This is a genomic window from Streptomyces sp. NPDC034084 (assembly GCF_055575535.1).
Genome location: NZ_JBVISK010000004.1, coordinates 474,879 through 490,696 on the forward strand (window position 1 = coordinate 474,879; position 15,818 = coordinate 490,696).

The window sequence follows — 15,818 nt, forward strand, 5'->3', positions numbered from 1 at the left end:
AGCGGGGCCCGGTGCTGTGAGCAACAGCACCGGGCCCCGCTCCGTTAACGACCACTAACCTTCCTCCCATGACTGTGAACCTCGAAGTCGCCGAAGGCGTCGGCACGATCCGCCTCGACCGCCCCCCGATGAACGCCCTGGACGTCGCCACCCAGGACCGGCTGCGCGAGCTGGCCCAGGAGGCGACCGACCGCGACGACGTGCGGGCCGTGGTCCTCTACGGCGGCGAGAAGGTGTTCGCGGCCGGCGCGGACATCAAGGAGATGCAGGTCATGGACCACGTGGCCATGGTCAAGCGCTCCCGCGCCCTCCAGGACTCCTTCACCGCCGTCGCCCGGATCCCCAAGCCGGTCGTCGCCGCGATCACCGGTTACGCGCTCGGCGGCGGCTGCGAGCTCGCGCTCTGCGCCGACTACCGCATCGCCGCCGACAACGCCAAGCTGGGCCAGCCGGAGATCCTGCTCGGCCTGATCCCCGGCGCGGGCGGCACCCAGCGCCTGTCCCGGCTCGTCGGCCCGTCCAAGGCCAAGGACCTCATCTTCACCGGCCGGATGGTGAAGGCCGACGAGGCCCTGACGCTCGGTCTGGTCGACCGGGTCGTCCCGGCCGCCGAGGTCTACGAGCAGGCGCACGCCTGGGCCGCCAGGCTGGCGCAGGGCCCGGCCGTCGCCCTGCGGGCCGCGAAGGAGGCGATCGACCAGGGCCTGGAGACCGACATCGACACCGGTCTCGCCATCGAGCGCACCTGGTTCGCGGGCCTGTTCGCCACCGAGGACCGCGAGCGCGGGATGCGCAGCTTCGTCGAGGAGGGGCCGGGGAAGGCGAAGTTCGCCTGACGATCTTTCACCTGCGGGGGTCGATTCCACCGGAACGGCCCCCGCGGGCGACTCGGGGCGGCCATGATGGACGGCATGGCGGGCCTGGAGGGTAGGGAACAACCGTGGCAGCGCGCGAGCGCGGCCGCACCGCGGTGGACACCGGCCGCGGACGATCAACAGGCCGCCGACGCAGTGGAGTTGTACGGCAACCCGGCCGAGGAGGACATCCGGCTGCCGTCCCAGCCCGAATCCGCGTGGGTGGCCCGCAGACTCACCCAGCACGTCGTGCTGCGGCAGTGGGGGCTGGGCCCGCAGATCGCCGAGCACGCGGTGCTCCTCGTCTCGGAACTGGTGGGCAACGCCGTCCGGCACACCGGGGCCCGGGTCTTCGCCCTGCGGTTACAGCGGCGCCGCGGCTGGATCCGGATCGAGGTGCGCGACCCCTCGCGGGGCCTGCCCTGCCTGATGCCGGTGCACGAGCTCGACATCAGCGGCCGCGGCCTCTTCCTCGTGGACAAGCTCGCCGACCGCTGGGGCGTGGACCTGGCACCGCGCGGCAAGACGACCTGGTTCGAGATGCGGGTCGCGGACCGGTCCTGACGCCATGACACCGGACGCACGGAAGCCCCCGGGCGCCGTGGTGGGGCGCGTGGGGGCTTCCGTATGGTGCGCCGTGGACGGGGGGGGGTGCATCCACGGCCGCTCTGTCGACCTGGCCCGGGTCAATGGGGGTCGTTGCTCCGACTATGGCAGACACGGGGCCTTGCCACCAAAAGACCCTAGCGGGGCAAGGTGGGGCAAAAGCGGACAGTTCAACAATGAATCGTTGGTGACGTTCAGCACCGGCCTTGCAAACAGTGAATGGCTATGCGGTTCATCGATTGTTTCCCGGGGTCGTCCGCATGCTGGACGGCCACCGCACCGCCGTAAACGTCCTTAATTGGCCTAATCGTGACCAATCGGGCGCAATCCCTCTTAACTGGTCGCGTGAAGCCGACCGACCGCCGAGGAGCCCTCCGAGCGGGCGCGGCCGCCGCCCTCGCGGGGGCCCTCGCCTCCGCCTGCGGCACGGAACCCCGCCCCGCCCCCGCCGCAGCGCGCCCCCCGGCCGCCCGGCCCGCCGCGCCCGTCGCCGCCCCCGTCCCCCGCCGCTTCCCCGGACAGCCGGACGAGATCACCCACGGCCCCCGCGACCGGCCCCGGGTCGCGCTCACCTTCCACGGCCAGGGCGATCCCGCCCTCGCCCGGCGGCTCCTCGCCCAGGCGGAGCAGGCCGGTGCCCACGTCACCGTCCTCGCCGTCGGCAGCTGGCTCGACGACCACCCCGACATGGCCCGCCGCGTCCTCGACGGCGGCCACGACCTCGGCAACCACACCCAGCACCACATCGACGTCAACGCCATGACGGAGGCCGAGGCCCTCGCCGAGATCGAGGCCTGCGCGGGCCGACTGCGGCGCCTCACCGGCTCCGTGGGCACCTGGTTCCGCCCCTCCCGCACCCAGCACGCCGCCCCGGCCGTCCTGCGCGCCGCCCGGCGCGCCGGATACCCGCACGTCCTCTCGTACGACGTCGACTCCCTCGACTTCACCTCGCCCGGCGCGGCGGCCGTCGTCCGCAACGTCACCGGGACGGTCCGCGCCGGATCCGTCGTCAGCCTCCACTTCGGCTACCCGGACACCGCCGCCGCGCTGCCCCTCCTCCTCGCCGACCTCGACCGCCGCGGCCTGAGCGCGGTCACCACCACGGAGCTGCTGAGCTGATGGCACACCTCACGAAGAGACACCCCACCGGGCGGACCAGGACCCTCCTCGCCGCCGCCCTCCTCGCCGCCCTCGCCGGCTGCGGCACCGCGAACCACCCCGAGGGCGCGGCGCCCGTGAAGAAGGCCGCCCCCGCCGTACCCAAGCCGGCCGCCGCCCCCGCCGGACTCCCCGGCATGCCTCCACCGCTCGACGCGCACGACGTCTACGCCGCCGACCGGCCGAACCGGCTCTCCCCGGTGGTGCGGAACTTCCCCTCCCGGGTCTACGTCCCCAACACCAACTCCAACACCGTCTCCGTCATCGACCCCGCCACCTACCAGGTCGTCGAGACCATCCCGGTCGGCATCCAGCCCCAGCACGTGGTCCCCTCCTGGGACATGAAGACCCTCTGGGTCAACAACAACCGGGGCCACACGCTCACCCCCATCGACCCCGCCACCGGCGTCGCGGGCAAGCCCGTCGAGGTCCACGACCCGTACAACCTCTACTTCACGCCCAACGGCAAGTACGCCATCGTGATGGCCTCGCTCGACCGCGAACTCGTCTTCCGCGACCCGCACACCATGGAACGGAAGAAGTCCGTCCCGGTCAGCTGCTACGGCGTCAACCACGCCGACTTCTCCGCCGACGGGCGCTACTTCGTCGTCTCCTGCGAGTTCTCCGGCGAACTCCTCAAGGTCGACACCGAGAAGATGGAGGTGATCGGCCAACAGAAACTGCCCTTCCAGGGCGCCATGCCGCAGGACGTGAAGATCTCCCCGGACGGCAAGAGCTTCTACGTCGCCGACATGATGGCCCACGGCATCTGGGTCCTGGACGGCGAGAAGTTCACCACCCCCTCCCTGCTGCCCACCGGCAAGGGCGCCCACGGCCTCTACATCAGCCGTGACTCGCGCGAGATGTACATCCCCAACAGGGGCGAGGGCTCGATCTCCGTCTTCGACTTCGGGCGGAACAAGCTCACCAAGAAGTGGTGGCTCCCGGACGGCGGCTCCCCCGACATGGGCGGCGTCTCCGCCGACGGCAAGGTCCTGTGGCTCTCCGGCCGCTACGACTCCGAGGTCTACGCGATCGACACCACCACCGGCAAGCAGCTCGCCCGCATCCCCGTCGGCAGCGGCCCCCACGGCCTCGCCGTCTACCCGCAGCCCGGCCGCTACTCCCTCGGCCACACCGGGATCTTCCGGTAGCGCGCCACACCGGGATCTTCCGGCAGCGCTCAGCCGGCGATCAGGAGCGCCTCCGACGCCACCGGGCGGTAGCCCGCCGCCTGGAAGACCCGGACGCTGCGGGCGTTGCCCGGGGACTGCTGGGCCCACACCACCTCGCCCGGAGTGAGGTGCCGGGCCGCCGTCGCCAGGGCCCGGCCCAGGCCCCGGTGACGGACCGCCTCGTCCACCTCGATCGCCGCCTCCCAGCGGCCCGCGACGCCCCGGCCCAGGACCAGCACGCCGCCGTCGGCCGCCCACACCCGTACCCCGTCACGGAACTTCAGCGCCCGTGCCACCCGGGGATGCGCCGGGTCGTCGATCTCACGGAGTTCCAGCGGGGGAGGGCCCGGCAGCGCGTCGGCCACCGTGAGCAGGTCGATGGTGTTCATGTGCCGGCCGGTGCGGGCCATCAGGGCGAACAGGAAGCCCGGGTTCATGCTCGCCGCGAGCGGGTCGCCCGGCGTGGCCGCCAGCTCGGCCCGCACCCACTCCGGGTCGGCGTCCGTGAAGACCACCGAGTGGGCCGTGAACGCGAGCACCCCCGCGTCCCGCGGGCCCGGCTGCGGCACCACCGTCGTGGAACCGTCCGGGGGCGGGAACTCCCCGTGGGCCGCCGCCGCCAGGATCCGTGCCACCTCGTCGCTCATGCCCCCATCATCCGGCAGCGACCGGCCAGCTAATCTGACCCCCGTCAGACAAGCACCAAGAAGGGGCGGACGCAGTGGCGGACATCGACTCGGCACGCACGGCATTCAACAAGTTCGACGTGGACGGCGACGGCTTCATCACCGCCGCCGAGTACAAGCACGTCATGGCGCAGCTGGGCGACTTCAACGTCACCGAGACGGTCGCCGAGGCGCTCATCAAGCAGCGCGACGACAACGGCGACGGCGTGATGTCCTGGGACGAGTTCTGGGCGCACTACCGCAAGGCCTGAGCCAGGGCCTGAGCCACAAGCCTGCGGCAAGGGCCGCACGGCCGGCACGGACGGGCGGAGCGACGTGGGTCGCCGCCCGTCCGGCGCCAGGTACGACCGTCCGGTGACGCTTCCCGGACCCCTCCCGAACCCCCTGGGTCCGCTCGCGCCCGGCCTCGACGACGCCCTGGACCTGCGCGCGGGAACCTCGACGCGCCGGTCCCGCACGCCGTGCGCACGCAACCCGAGCGGGCGACCCGGGAACGCGACCACCTCACACGGACGACACGTACACCCTGGCTTCGGGGGTACGACGGGGAGGACGCATACTCGGTGATCGTCACCGCCGCAGGCGCGGTGACCGACGGCTCCGCGCGCTGGAGCGAGGAGAGGTTGATGGGGGACATGAAGGACGCCGACGGACCGGCCCTGCCCGAGGTGGTCGCCAGCCCCGCGCTGCGGCCCCAGCCCACCGGCCGTGTGGCCCGGTGGATGCTGCGCCACCAGGTGCAGCCCGTCGGGCCGGCGGCCGGCGGGGGACACACCGAACCGCAAGCCTGGTGGAAGGTGATGTGCCTGACCGGGGTCGACTACTTCTCCAGCCTCGCGTACGTGCCGGCCATCGCCGCACTCGCGGCGGGCGCCGTCTCGCCGCTCGCGACGCTGCTGATCGTGGCGCTGACCCTGCTCGGCATGCTGCCGATGTACCGGCGGGTGGCCAAGGAGAGCCCGCACGGAGCCGGGTCGGTGGCGATGCTCGAAGACCTCCTGCCGTTCTGGTGGGGCAAGCTGTTCGTCCTGGTCCTGCTCGGCTTCGTCGCCACCTCGTGGATCATCACCATCACCCTGTCCACGGCGGACGCCTCCGTCCACGTGGTGGAGAACCCCTTCTTCCCCGAGGCCCTGCACGGCCACGAGGTGGCCCTCACCGTGGTCCTCCTGCTGGTCCTCGGAGGCGTGTTCCTGCTCGGCTTCAGCGAGGCCGTCAGCGTCGCCATCCCCCTCGTCGTCGTCTTCCTGGCCCTCAACGCGGTCGTCATCACCGTCGGCCTGGCCCACGTCATCACCACCCCCGGCGCCTTCTCGGCCTGGACGGACGCGCTCGTCGAGGGTGGGACGGGCTTCGGCGACCTGATGACACCCGCGCTGCTCGCGTTCCCGCTGCTCGTGCTCGGCCTGTCGGGCTTCGAGACCGGCGTGAGCATGATGCCCCTGGTGGCCGCCGACGGTCAGGACGACGAGGAGCGGCTCCGTTCGCGCATCCGCAACACCCGCAGGCTGCTCACCACCGCCGCGCTCGTCATGAGCGTCTACCTGCTCGCCTCCAGCTTCGTCACCACCGTCCTCATCCCCGAGAACGAGTTCAAGCCCGGCGGCGGCGCCAACGGCCGCGCCCTCGCCTGGCTGGCCCACGAGCAGGTCGGGGAGGCGTTCGGCACCGTCTACGACATCAGCACGATCCTGATCCTGTGGTTCGCCGGCGCGTCCGCCATGGCAGGGCTGATCAACATCGTCCCCCGCTACCTGCCCGACTACGGCATGGCCCCCGAGTGGGGCCGTGCGGTGCGGCCCGTCGTCCTCGTCTACACCGCCCTGTGCGTCCTCATCACCATCGCCTTCGACGCCGACGTCGACGCCCAGGCCGGCGCCTACGCCACCGGCATCCTCGCCATGATGGTCTCCGGCGCCTTCGCCGTCACGCTCTCCGTCGCCCGCGCCGGCCGCCGGCCGGCCGCCGTCGGCTTCGGACTCCTCACGACGGTCCTGCTCTACGCGCTGGTGTACAACATCGTCGACAAACCCGACGGCATCACGATCTCCGGCCTCTTCATCGCCGGGATCATCCTGGTCTCCCTGGTCTCCCGCGTGTCACGGACCACGGAGCTGCGGGCCGACAGCCTCGTCTTCGACGACGCCGCCCGCCGGTTCATCGCCGACACCCTGGCCCACGACAACGCCATCAACATCATCGCCAACCGCCGGCAGGCCGGCGACGGGGCCGAATACCGCGACAAGGAACGCGAGCAGCGCGGCAACAACCCGGTCCCCGGCCCCGCCGACGTGCTGTTCCTGGAGATCGACGTCGTCGACCCCTCCGACTTCAGCGAGGTGCTCACCGTCCACGGCGTCGAGGTCGACGGCTACCGCATTCTGCGGGCCGAGGCCCCGGCCGCCCCGAACGCCATCGCCGCGGTCCTCCTCGCCCTGCGCGACACCACGGGCGTGCAGCCGCACTGCTACTTCGCCTGGGCCGAGGGCAGCCCGCTGAAGCACATGTTCCGCTACTTCCTCCTCGGCCGCGGCGACACCGCCCCCGTCACCCGCGAGATCATCCGCAAACACGAACCCGACCCGGACCGGCGCCCCGGCATCCACGTCGGCGGCTGACGCCCGTCCGGGCCCGGCCGGGCGTCAGCCGTGCCGGGCTCAGCACTCGATGATGTTCACCGCGAGACCGCCCCGGGCCGTCTCCTTGTACTTGACGCTCATGTCGGCGCCCGTCTCCTTCATGGTCTTGATGACCTTGTCGAGGGAGACCAGGTGGCTGCCGTCGCCGCGCATCGACATCTTCGCCGCCGTGACGGCCTTGACCGCCGCCATGCCGTTCCGCTCGATGCACGGGATCTGGACCAGGCCGCCGACCGGGTCGCAGGTCAGGCCGAGGTTGTGCTCCATGCCGATCTCGGCCGCGTTCTCCACCTGCTCGGGGGTGCCGCCCAGGACCTCGGCGAGCGCGCCCGCCGCCATCGAGCAGGCCGAGCCGACCTCGCCCTGGCAGCCGACCTCGGCGCCGGAGATCGAGGCGTTCTCCTTGAAGAGCATGCCGACCGCGCCGGCCGCGAGGAGGAAGCGGACGATGCCGTCCTCGTCGGCGCCCGGGACGAAGTTCATGTAGTAGTGCAGGACGGCGGGGATGATGCCGGCCGCGCCGTTCGTCGGGGCGGTGACCACCCGGCCGCCCGCCGCGTTCTCCTCGTTCACGGCCATCGCGTAGAGGGTGATCCACTCCATCGCGTGCGCCTTCGGGTCGCCCTCGGAGCGCAGCTTGCGGGCGGAGGTCGCGGCGCGGCGGCGGACCTTCAGGCCGCCGGGCAGGATGCCCTCGCGGGACATGCCGCGCGAGACGCAGGACTGCATGACCCGCCAGATCTCGAGGAGACCCGCCCGGATCTCCTCCTCGGTGCGCCAGGCCTTCTCGTTCTCCAGCATCATCGCGGAGATCGACAGGCCGGTCTCCTTGGCGAGGCGGAGCAGCTCGTCACCGGTGCGGAAGGGGTACTTCAGGACGGTGTCGTCGGGGACGATCGGGTTCTCGCCGGCCACCGCGTCTTCGTCGACGACGAAGCCGCCGCCGACGGAGTAGTACGTCTTCTCCAGGACGAGCCCGCCGTCCGCGTCGTACGCGAAGACCGTCATGCCGTTGGCGTGGTACGGGAGGGCCTTGCGCCGGTGCAGGATCAGGTCGGCGTCGAAGTCGAAGGGGATCTCGTGCGCGCCGAGCAGGTTGATCCTTCCGCTCGCCTTGATCCGCTCGAACTCCTCGTCGGCGGTCTCCACGTCGACCGTGCGCGGCGAGTTGCCCTCCAGGCCGAGCAGGACCGCCTTCGGGGTGCCGTGGCCGTGGCCGGTCGCGCCGAGCGAGCCGTACAGCTCCGCGCGTATCGAGGCCGTGTGGGCGAGCAGGCCTTCGTTCTTCAGCCGGCGGGCGAACATCCGGGCGGCCCTCATGGGGCCCACCGTGTGGGAGCTCGACGGGCCGATACCGATCGAGAACAGGTCGAAGACCGAGATGGCCACGGGGAGACTCCTTGTGGGGGCTGGACGCCGTTGTCTGCCGGGGTGGAGCAGCGAGGGCTGAGCAAGGGGCGGGGCACCGCACTCACTGTCCAGTGTGCGCGGTGCCCCGGAGATTCCGTACGAACAAAAGGGTACGAAATTACTTCAGGCCGGGGTACAGCGGGTGCTTGTCCGCCAGCGCGGTCACCCGGGCCTTGAGGGCCGCGGCCTTGTCGGCGTCGAAGCCCGGCTTCAGGGTCTCGGCGATGACGTCGGCGACCTCGGCGAAGTCCTCGGCCTGGAAGCCGCGGGTCGCGAGCGCCGGCGTGCCGATGCGCAGACCCGAGGTGACCATCGGCGGGCGCGGGTCGTTCGGAACCGCGTTCCGGTTGACCGTGATGCCGACCTCGTGCAGCCGGTCCTCGGCCTGCTGGCCGTCGAGCTCCGAGTTCCGCAGGTCGACCAGGACGAGGTGCACGTCCGTGCCGCCGGACAGGACCGAGACACCGTGGGCGGTGACGTCGTCCTGGACCAGGCGCTCGGCCAGCGCGCGTGCGCCGTCCAGGGTGCGCTGCTGGCGCTCCTTGAACTCCTCCGAGGCCGCGACCTTGAAGGAGACGGCCTTGGCCGCGATCACGTGCTCCAGCGGGCCGCCCTGGAAACCGGGGAAGACCGAGGAGTTCAGCTTCTTCGCGAACTCCTTCTTCGCCAGGATGATCCCGCCGCGCGGGCCGCCGAGCGTCTTGTGCGTGGTGGAGGTCACCACGTCCGCGTACTCGACCGGGTTCGGGTGTAGACCGGCGGCGACCAGGCCCGCGAAGTGGGCCATGTCGACCCACAGGTACGCCTCGACCTCGTCGGCGATCCGGCGGAACTCGGCGAAGTCCAGCTGGCGCGGGTAGGCGGACCAGCCCGCGATGATCACCTTGGGGCGGTGCTCCTTGGCGAGGCGCTCGACCTCGGCCATGTCGACCAGACCGGCCTCGTCCACGTGGTACGCGACCACGTTGAACTGCTTGCCGGAGAAGTTCAGGCGCATGCCGTGGGTGAGGTGGCCGCCGTGCGCCAGGTCCAGACCCAGGATCGTGTCGCCGGGCTGGGCGATCGCGAAGAGGGCGGCCTGGTTCGCGGAGGCGCCGGAGTGCGGCTGGACGTTGGCGTACTCGGCGCCGAACAGGTCCTTGAGCCGGTCGATGGCGATCTGCTCGGCCACGTCGACGTGCTCGCAGCCGCCGTAGTAGCGGCGGCCCGGGTAGCCCTCGGCGTACTTGTTGGTGAGGACGGAGCCCTGGGCCTCCATGACCGCGACCGGAGCGAAGTTCTCCGAGGCGATCATCTCGAGGGTGGACTGCTGACGGCGGAGCTCGGCGTCGACGGCGGCGGCGACGTCGGGGTCCAGCTCGTGGAGGGGAGTGTTCAGAAGCGACATGAATCGATCCCTAAGGGGTCTCGGGCCCGGTCTCAGTTCCCGGCGGAGAACTCGGTGTACTCGTCGACGGTGAGCAGGTCGTCCGGCTCACCCGTGACGCGCACCTTGAACAGCCAGCCACCCTCGAACGGAGCCGTGTTCACCAGGGACGGGTCGTCCACCACGTCCTGGTTGGCCTCGACGACCTCGCCCGTGACGGGGGAGTAGAGGTCGCTGACGGACTTCGTCGACTCCAGCTCGCCGCAGGTCTCGCCCGCGGTGACGGTGTCGCCGACCTTCGGCAGGTCGGCGTAGACGACGTCACCGAGCGCGTTGGCCGCGAACTCCGTGATACCGACCGTCGAGACGCCGTCCACGGCGTCCGACAGCCACTCGTGCTCCTTGGTGTAGCGCAGCTGCTGGGGGTTGCTCATGACCTGATTCTCCTGGATCGGGGGAGTGCTGATGAACGTGGGTCTTGCGGGATGAGACGCGAAGTGAGACGGATGCGTCACTTCTGGCGCTTGTAGAACGGGAGCGCCACGACCTCGTACGGCTCGTGGGTGCCGCGGATGTCCACACCTACACCCTGGGTGCCGGGCTCGGCGTGCGCCGCGTCCACGTACGCCATCGCGATCGGCTTTCCGAGGGTCGGGGAGGGGGCGCCGGAGGTGACCTCGCCGATGACCTCGCCGTCCTTGACGACCTGGAAGCCGGCGCGCGGCACCCGGCGGCCCTCGGCGACCAGACCGACGAGCTTGCGCGGCGGGGCGGTCTCGGCGCGCTCGGCGGCCTTCTCCAGCGCCTCGCGGCCGACGAAATGGCCCTCATTGGTGGTCTTCTCGAACTTCACGACCCGGCCGAGGCCCGCGTCGAAGGGGGTGAGGGCGGTCGTCAGCTCGTGGCCGTACAGCGGCATGCCCGCCTCCAGGCGGAGCGTGTCGCGGCAGGACAGGCCGCAGGGGATCAGGCCGACGCCCTCGCCCGCCTCGGTCAGCGCCTTCCACACGTCCTCGGCGTGCTCCGGCTTCAGGAACAGCTCGAAGCCGTCCTCGCCGGTGTAGCCGGTGCGGGCGATCAGCGCCGGGACGCCCGCGACCGTGCCGGGCAGGCCGGCGTAGTACTTCAGACCGTCCAGGTCGGCGTCCGTGATCGACTTCAGGATGCCGGGGGACTCCGGGCCCTGGACCGCGATCAGGGCGTACGCGTCACGGTCGTCGCGGACCTCGGCGTCGAAGCCTTCGGAGCGGGCGACGAGCGCGTCCAGGACGACCTGCGCGTTGGAGGCGTTCGCGACGACCATGTACTCGGTCTCGCCGAGGCGGTAGACGATCAGGTCGTCGAGGATGCCGCCGTCCTCCTGGCAGATCATCGTGTAGCGGGCGCGGCCGTTGCCCACGGTCGAGATGTTGCCGACGAGGGCGTAGTCCAGGAGGTCCACGGCCTGCGGGCCCGTGACCGTGATCTCGCCCATGTGGGAGAGGTCGAAGAGACCGGCCTTGGTGCGGACGGCGTTGTGCTCGTCGCGCTCGCTGCCGTACCGGAGCGGCATGTCCCAGCCCGCGAAGTCGGTCATGGTCGCGCCCAGGGAACGATGCAGGGCATCGAGGGCGGTCAGACGGGGGGCAGTGGTCATGGGGTGGCTCCCGGGTCCCAAGGGCGTGATCGGTGACGAAAACACATGACGGGCGAGGACGTCCTCCCCATCTGTCATGGAACCTGAGAGGTTCACCGAGAGCATCTCGTCACCGAGAGTTCGGCTTGCACCTTGGGTGGGGACACGAAGGGTGTCCCGCTTTTCAGATCTGCCTCATCCACGCGGTACGGGGCCTGAGAGATTCAAGGGAGGGTCTTGCTCCTTCGGCGCCCGGACGCGCTCGGCGGTCCGGAACTCTCCCGCGCGGATTCGAGCGGCCGGTATGCGATTGTGCGGCGACTGTGCGCGCCTGGCGCGCACATCATTGCACGCGGTGTCGGCCGGGCAAATCGCTTGTGCCGCATTACCGATTCTTTACACTTCATGGGCAAGGGTCTCCTCAGGTCTCCTGAGACCCGACAGGGGGGGAGCGATGACGATCCAGCACACCGGCGCGTACGCGACGAGTACCGGCATACCGTCCCAGCGGGCCCGCGCCCGGAGCCGCGGCCGAGGCCGCCTCCTGCGGGACCTGCGCGAGCGGGGCGGCCGCGGCCCCCGCGTCCTCACCTTCGCCGCCGGAGACCTCGTCGTCGTCTCCGGGCTGCCCGGCAGCGGCAAGTCCACCCTGATGAAGCGCGCCGCCGACGGCAGCGGCATCGACTCCCAGGAGGTCCGCGAGCGCTGGGAGGCCCGCATGCCGCCCCTCCTCCCGTACGCCGTCTACCGCCCCCTCGTCCGGATCGCGCACTACGCCGGACTGCGCCGCGCCCTGCGCTCCGGCGCGAGCGTGATCGTCCACGACTGCGGCACCCAGTCCTGGGTGCGGCGCTGGCTCGCCCGCGAGGCGAGACGCCGCGGCCGCGCCCTGCACCTGCTCCTCCTCGACGTCACCCCCGACACCGCGAAGGCCGGCCAGCACGCCCGGGGCCGGGGCGTCTCCGCGTACGCCTTCGGGCGCCACCGGCGGGCCGTCGGCCGGCTCCTCAAGGCCGCCGAGTCCGGCACCCTGCCGCCCGGCTGCGCCTCGGCGACCCTCCTGGACCGGGACGCCGCCGACTCCCTCCACCGGATCGGCTTCCGGGAGGCGGCCTGAGGGGGGAGACCGCCCGGCGGGCGCCGCCCCCGCCCGTCCCGGGACGCCCGTACCCTTCCCTTCTGGCCACGGCGGCGGCGGGGCGGCGTTAGGGTGCTGCCGGGCGGCCGGTACGGCAGGCCGTGCGAGAAGGGGAAACGCGACCGTGGACGTGACGTGGCCGGGCAACGAGCTCGAAGAGGTCCTTGCCGCCTCACTCGGCAACCCCGAGGCGGGCGGCCGCATCGTCGAGGTGCTCGGCCGCAGCCCGGTCTGGGTGCCCCTGCCCAACGGCGGCGGCCCCGACAGCCCCGGCCTCGACCTCGCCACCATGGAGATCGACGGCGCGGCCTACGTCCCCGTCTTCAGCTCCGAGCAGCAGTTCCTCGCCTGCGTCGGCGACCACATGTCCTTCACCGTCGCCCCCGCCCGTGACTTCGCCCGCGGCCTGCCCCCGCAGCTCGGCATCGCCGTGAACCCCGGCGGCGCCGTCGGCGTCCCACTGCCCCCGCCCGCCGTCGCCGAACTCTGCCGGGTCGGCCGCACCCCGCTCGACGGCCCCGCCAGCGGCGGCCGCGTCCGGCTCTTCGAGCCCGACTGGCAGGACGACCCGGTCGACTTCCTCGCCGCCGCCTCCGCCGAGTTCGAGGCCACCGGGGTCGTCGCCACCGCCCGCCGCGCCCTCGCCAGCGTCGAGGGCACCGAACCGGCCCTCTTCGTCGGCGTCCAGCTCACGGGCTGGGACGGCGTCGACCGGAACGCGCCCCTGGACGCCCTCGGCCGCGCCCTCGGCCGGGTCGAGGTCGCCTGGCCGGTCAACCTCATCCTGCTCGACATGGCGCAGGACCCGGTCGGCGACTGGATGCTGGAGCGGGTTCGCCCCTTCTACCAGCGCGCCGCCGTGTGAGCGGCCCCCTGTTTAAGCTGAACTGACTCGGTCGCCGAACCGACTCGATCGCCGGACCGGATCGATCGCTGGACAGACATACGTGGTGGACGGAAGAGGGGTGGGACCCAGGGTGAGCGCGTCAGGCACCGCTGCGGCCGGAACGGTCGAGCACATGCTGCGCCAGGTGGCACCCGGACGCTACGACGCGTACGAGCAGTTGCTGCACGCCCTCGCCGACGGCGAGCTCTGGATGCTGCTCTGGCAGGGCGCCCCCGGCTCCCCTGAGGCCCAGTACGGGAACATGGAGGTCGACGGCTTCGGCTACGCGCCCTGCGTCACCTCCGCCCAGGAACTCGCCGCCTCCGGCTGGAACCGCGCCCACGAGCTCGTCACCGGCCGCGAGATCGCCCGCGCCCTCTACCCCGACCGCTGGGGCGTCTGGCTCAACCCGCACGCCCCCGGCGGCGGCGTCGGCATCCCCTGGCCCGACCTGCGCCGGATCGCCACCGGTCTCGACCGGATGCCCGCCGGGCCGCTGCGCGTCACCGAGCCCGCCCTGGAGATCCCGCAGTTCTACGCCCTCCTCACGCAGAACGCGCACCGCACCCCGGCCGTCCGGGCGCTGCGCCGCGGCTGGGTGCAGCCGGCTCTCGGCTCCCCGTACCTCGCCATCGGTCTCGACCTGTACGACACGTCCCCGGCGACCGTCGACACGGTCCGCGCGATGATGCGCCAGTCGATCGGCTCCGTCCCCGACGGGCTGCCCGTCTCGACGGTCGCCCTCTCCGACGCGTACGACCCGGTGGCCCTGTGGCTGCGGGCGAACGCGCGCCCCTTCTACGACCGCGAGGCGCACGCCGGACGCGGCTCCGCCCCCGTACCGGGATACGGATACCCGCCGTCGGCGTCGTCCGGGTACTGAGACGCCGCTCGCGACCCACCCTGCCCACCGGCCCCGGCGGAGCCCTTCGTTCGCCCCAATTGAAGAGCTCAACCGCCCAGTTGAGTGACATGTCCGTTTGGGGGTCAGAGGACCCGAGATGGTCCGCTCAGGTGATCACGACGTCCGGATAACGGAACTCACAGCACCGCATCACGTTTGAGCAACCATTCCCCGTCAGGGCTGGCGGGTGATCGTGAACGCATTGAAGACTCCCCGGAACACCGGGCGTTCGGCTCCTTTCGAGCAGGTGCCCAGCAGGTTGTTCCACCGAGCCGCTACCCGCGGCGGGCAAGGGCCGGCTACCGGCGGCCGAGAGGGGTCCTCACCACGATGACGGCACCACTGCACGAGACGAGGGCGGGCGAGGCGACCGCCACCGTCGACGGCGCGCCCGACGCTCCCGGCACCCCGGACACCTCCGGCGTCCCCGCCAAGGCGATCGAGGGGCGCTCGCCCTGGAAGATCGCCTGGACCCGCCTCAAGCGCGACAAACTGGCCCTCGCGGGCGCCTTCGTCGTCGTCTTCCTCATCCTCGTCGCGGTCTTCGCACCGGTCATCGTCGGCCTCCTCGGCCACCCGCCGGACGAGTTCCACGAGGACCAGATCGACCCGCTCTTCGGCACGCCGATCGGCTCCTGGGGCGGCGTCAGCTCCGACTTCCTCTTCGGCGTCGAGCCCGTCAACGGCCGCGACGTCTTCAGCCGGATCGTCTACGGCGCCCGGATCTCCCTGCTCGTCGCCTTCCTGGCGGCGGTCTTCGCGGTCTTCCTCGGCACCGTCCTCGGCATCGTCGCGGGCTACTTCGGCGGCTGGATCGACGCGGCCCTCAGCCGCGTCATGGACGTCATGCTCGCCTTCCCGCAGCTGCTCTTCACCATCGCCCTCGTCTCGGTGCTGCCCAACGAGTTCCTCGGCCTGGACGGATCGGGCGTCCGCATCGCCGCGCTCGTCCTGGTGATCGGTTTCTTCGGCTGGCCGTACGTCGGCCGCATCGTCCGAGGCCAGACCCTCTCGCTGCGCAACCGCGAGTACGTCGAGGCCGCCCAGAGCCTGGGCGCCGGCCGGTTCTACATCCTGCGCCGCGAGCTGCTGCCCAACCTGATCGCCCCGATCATGGTCTACGCGACCCTCATGATCCCCACCAACATCCTCACCGAAGCGGCGCTCAGCTTCCTCGGCGCGGGTGTGAAGCCTCCCACCGCTTCCTGGGGCCAGATGCTGTCGACGGCGATCACCACCTACGAGGCGGATCCCCTGTTCATGGTGATCCCCGGCCTCGCGATCTTCATCACCGTTCTGGCGTTCAACCTCTTCGGCGACGGCGTGCGTGACGCGCTCGACCCGAAGGGCTCCCGCTGACCGTTCGCCGACACGCAAGACC

15 protein-coding genes and 2 riboswitches are annotated in these 15,818 nt (G+C 71.4%); of the genes, 10 read left to right on the forward strand and 5 right to left on the reverse strand.

Annotation, left to right across the window (positions count from 1 at the left end; translation table 11 throughout):
- The first annotated feature begins 68 nt into the window (after window positions 1–68).
- The 4 genes from ACZ51I_RS17275 to ACZ51I_RS17290 all read left to right on the forward strand — a co-directional run bounded on the left by ACZ51I_RS17275 (window position 69) and on the right by ACZ51I_RS17290 (window position 3,772).
- Window positions 69–836, forward strand: coding sequence for an enoyl-CoA hydratase/isomerase family protein (locus ACZ51I_RS17275; protein ID WP_468876440.1), 768 nt, complete (start codon window positions 69–71; stop codon window positions 834–836).
- Between the two features lie 75 nt (window positions 837–911).
- On the forward strand, window positions 912–1,418 hold the full coding sequence (locus tag ACZ51I_RS17280) for an ATP-binding protein (protein ID WP_468876442.1): 507 nt from the start codon (window positions 912–914) through the stop codon (window positions 1,416–1,418).
- Window positions 1,419–1,805: 387 nt separating this feature from the next.
- Window positions 1,806–2,579, forward strand: a complete 774-nt coding sequence (locus ACZ51I_RS17285; protein WP_468876444.1) for a polysaccharide deacetylase family protein — start codon at window positions 1,806–1,808, stop codon at window positions 2,577–2,579.
- Window positions 2,579–3,772 carry a YncE family protein gene (locus ACZ51I_RS17290; protein ID WP_468876445.1) on the forward strand — a complete coding sequence of 398 codons (1,194 nt, stop codon included), beginning with the start codon at window positions 2,579–2,581 and terminating at the stop codon, window positions 3,770–3,772. The genes ACZ51I_RS17285 and ACZ51I_RS17290 overlap by 1 nt, the downstream gene beginning before the upstream one ends.
- Window positions 3,773–3,801: 29 nt before the next feature.
- On the opposite strand, the gene ACZ51I_RS17295 is transcribed toward ACZ51I_RS17290, so the two are convergent.
- On the reverse strand, window positions 3,802–4,440 hold the full coding sequence (locus tag ACZ51I_RS17295) for a GNAT family N-acetyltransferase (RefSeq protein ID WP_468876447.1): 639 nt from the start codon (window positions 4,438–4,440) through the stop codon (window positions 3,802–3,804).
- A 74-nt stretch (window positions 4,441–4,514) separates the two neighbouring features.
- On the opposite strand from ACZ51I_RS17295, the gene ACZ51I_RS17300 reads away from it, so the two are divergent.
- Both ACZ51I_RS17300 and ACZ51I_RS17305 read left to right on the forward strand, forming a co-directional pair.
- Complete coding sequence (locus ACZ51I_RS17300) at window positions 4,515–4,730, forward strand: EF-hand domain-containing protein (protein ID WP_468876449.1); 216 nt, start codon at window positions 4,515–4,517, stop codon at window positions 4,728–4,730.
- A 384-nt stretch (window positions 4,731–5,114) separates the two neighbouring features.
- A complete protein-coding gene (locus ACZ51I_RS17305) occupies window positions 5,115–7,097 on the forward strand; it encodes an APC family permease (protein ID WP_468876850.1) in 1,983 nt (660 codons plus the stop codon).
- Between the two features lie 39 nt (window positions 7,098–7,136).
- On the opposite strand, the gene ACZ51I_RS17310 is transcribed toward ACZ51I_RS17305, so the two are convergent.
- The 4 genes from ACZ51I_RS17310 to gcvT form a co-directional block, all read right to left on the reverse strand.
- Window positions 7,137–8,507, reverse strand: a complete 1,371-nt coding sequence (locus tag ACZ51I_RS17310; protein ID WP_468876451.1) for an L-serine ammonia-lyase — start codon at window positions 8,505–8,507, stop codon at window positions 7,137–7,139.
- Between the two features lie 139 nt (window positions 8,508–8,646).
- Window positions 8,647–9,915, reverse strand: a complete 1,269-nt coding sequence (glyA, locus tag ACZ51I_RS17315) for a serine hydroxymethyltransferase (protein WP_468876453.1) — start codon at window positions 9,913–9,915, stop codon at window positions 8,647–8,649.
- Between the two features lie 32 nt (window positions 9,916–9,947).
- Window positions 9,948–10,328: a glycine cleavage system protein GcvH gene (gene gcvH / locus ACZ51I_RS17320; RefSeq protein ID WP_468876454.1), complete on the reverse strand. Its 381-nt coding sequence runs from the start codon at window positions 10,326–10,328 to the stop codon at window positions 9,948–9,950.
- Between the two features lie 77 nt (window positions 10,329–10,405).
- Window positions 10,406–11,530: a glycine cleavage system aminomethyltransferase GcvT gene (gcvT, locus tag ACZ51I_RS17325; protein WP_468876456.1), complete on the reverse strand. Its 1,125-nt coding sequence runs from the start codon at window positions 11,528–11,530 to the stop codon at window positions 10,406–10,408.
- Window positions 11,531–11,591: 61 nt separating this feature from the next.
- Window positions 11,592–11,703: riboswitch (glycine riboswitch) on the reverse strand.
- A riboswitch (glycine riboswitch) is annotated at window positions 11,704–11,803 on the reverse strand. It lies immediately after the preceding riboswitch.
- A gap of 160 nt (window positions 11,804–11,963) precedes the next feature.
- Between gcvT and ACZ51I_RS17330 the strand changes: the two genes are divergently transcribed.
- The 4 genes from ACZ51I_RS17330 to ACZ51I_RS17345 all read left to right on the forward strand — a co-directional run bounded on the left by ACZ51I_RS17330 (window position 11,964) and on the right by ACZ51I_RS17345 (window position 15,796).
- On the forward strand, window positions 11,964–12,626 hold the full coding sequence (locus ACZ51I_RS17330) for an AAA family ATPase (RefSeq protein WP_468876458.1): 663 nt from the start codon (window positions 11,964–11,966) through the stop codon (window positions 12,624–12,626).
- A gap of 145 nt (window positions 12,627–12,771) precedes the next feature.
- Window positions 12,772–13,512: an enhanced serine sensitivity protein SseB gene (locus ACZ51I_RS17335; protein ID WP_468876460.1), complete on the forward strand. Its 741-nt coding sequence runs from the start codon at window positions 12,772–12,774 to the stop codon at window positions 13,510–13,512.
- Between the two features lie 112 nt (window positions 13,513–13,624).
- Window positions 13,625–14,416: an enhanced serine sensitivity protein SseB C-terminal domain-containing protein gene (locus ACZ51I_RS17340; RefSeq protein WP_468876462.1), complete on the forward strand. Its 792-nt coding sequence runs from the start codon at window positions 13,625–13,627 to the stop codon at window positions 14,414–14,416.
- 351 nt (window positions 14,417–14,767) lie between these two features.
- Window positions 14,768–15,796 carry an ABC transporter permease gene (locus tag ACZ51I_RS17345; RefSeq protein ID WP_468876464.1) on the forward strand — a complete coding sequence of 343 codons (1,029 nt, stop codon included), beginning with the start codon at window positions 14,768–14,770 and terminating at the stop codon, window positions 15,794–15,796.
- Window positions 15,797–15,818: the final 22 nt, after the last annotated feature.

Bases quoted from the DNA above. Each gene is read 5' to 3' on its own strand.
- ACZ51I_RS17305 (WP_468876850.1), top strand. From the start codon at position 5,115: ATGAAGGACGCCGACGGACCGGCCCTGCCCGAGGTGGTCGCCAGCCCC.
- ACZ51I_RS17295 (WP_468876447.1), bottom strand. From the start codon at position 4,440: ATGAGCGACGAGGTGGCACGGATCCTGGCGGCGGCGGCCCACGGGGAG.
- ACZ51I_RS17330 (WP_468876458.1), top strand. From the start codon at position 11,964: ATGACGATCCAGCACACCGGCGCGTACGCGACGAGTACCGGCATACCG.
- ACZ51I_RS17275 (WP_468876440.1), top strand. From the start codon at position 69: ATGACTGTGAACCTCGAAGTCGCCGAAGGCGTCGGCACGATCCGCCTC.
- ACZ51I_RS17290 (WP_468876445.1), top strand. From the start codon at position 2,579: ATGGCACACCTCACGAAGAGACACCCCACCGGGCGGACCAGGACCCTC.
- gcvT (WP_468876456.1), bottom strand. From the start codon at position 11,530: ATGACCACTGCCCCCCGTCTGACCGCCCTCGATGCCCTGCATCGTTCC.
- ACZ51I_RS17280 (WP_468876442.1), top strand. From the start codon at position 912: ATGGCGGGCCTGGAGGGTAGGGAACAACCGTGGCAGCGCGCGAGCGCG.
- gcvH (WP_468876454.1), bottom strand. From the start codon at position 10,328: ATGAGCAACCCCCAGCAGCTGCGCTACACCAAGGAGCACGAGTGGCTG.
- ACZ51I_RS17345 (WP_468876464.1), top strand. From the start codon at position 14,768: ATGACGGCACCACTGCACGAGACGAGGGCGGGCGAGGCGACCGCCACC.
- glyA (WP_468876453.1), bottom strand. From the start codon at position 9,915: ATGTCGCTTCTGAACACTCCCCTCCACGAGCTGGACCCCGACGTCGCC.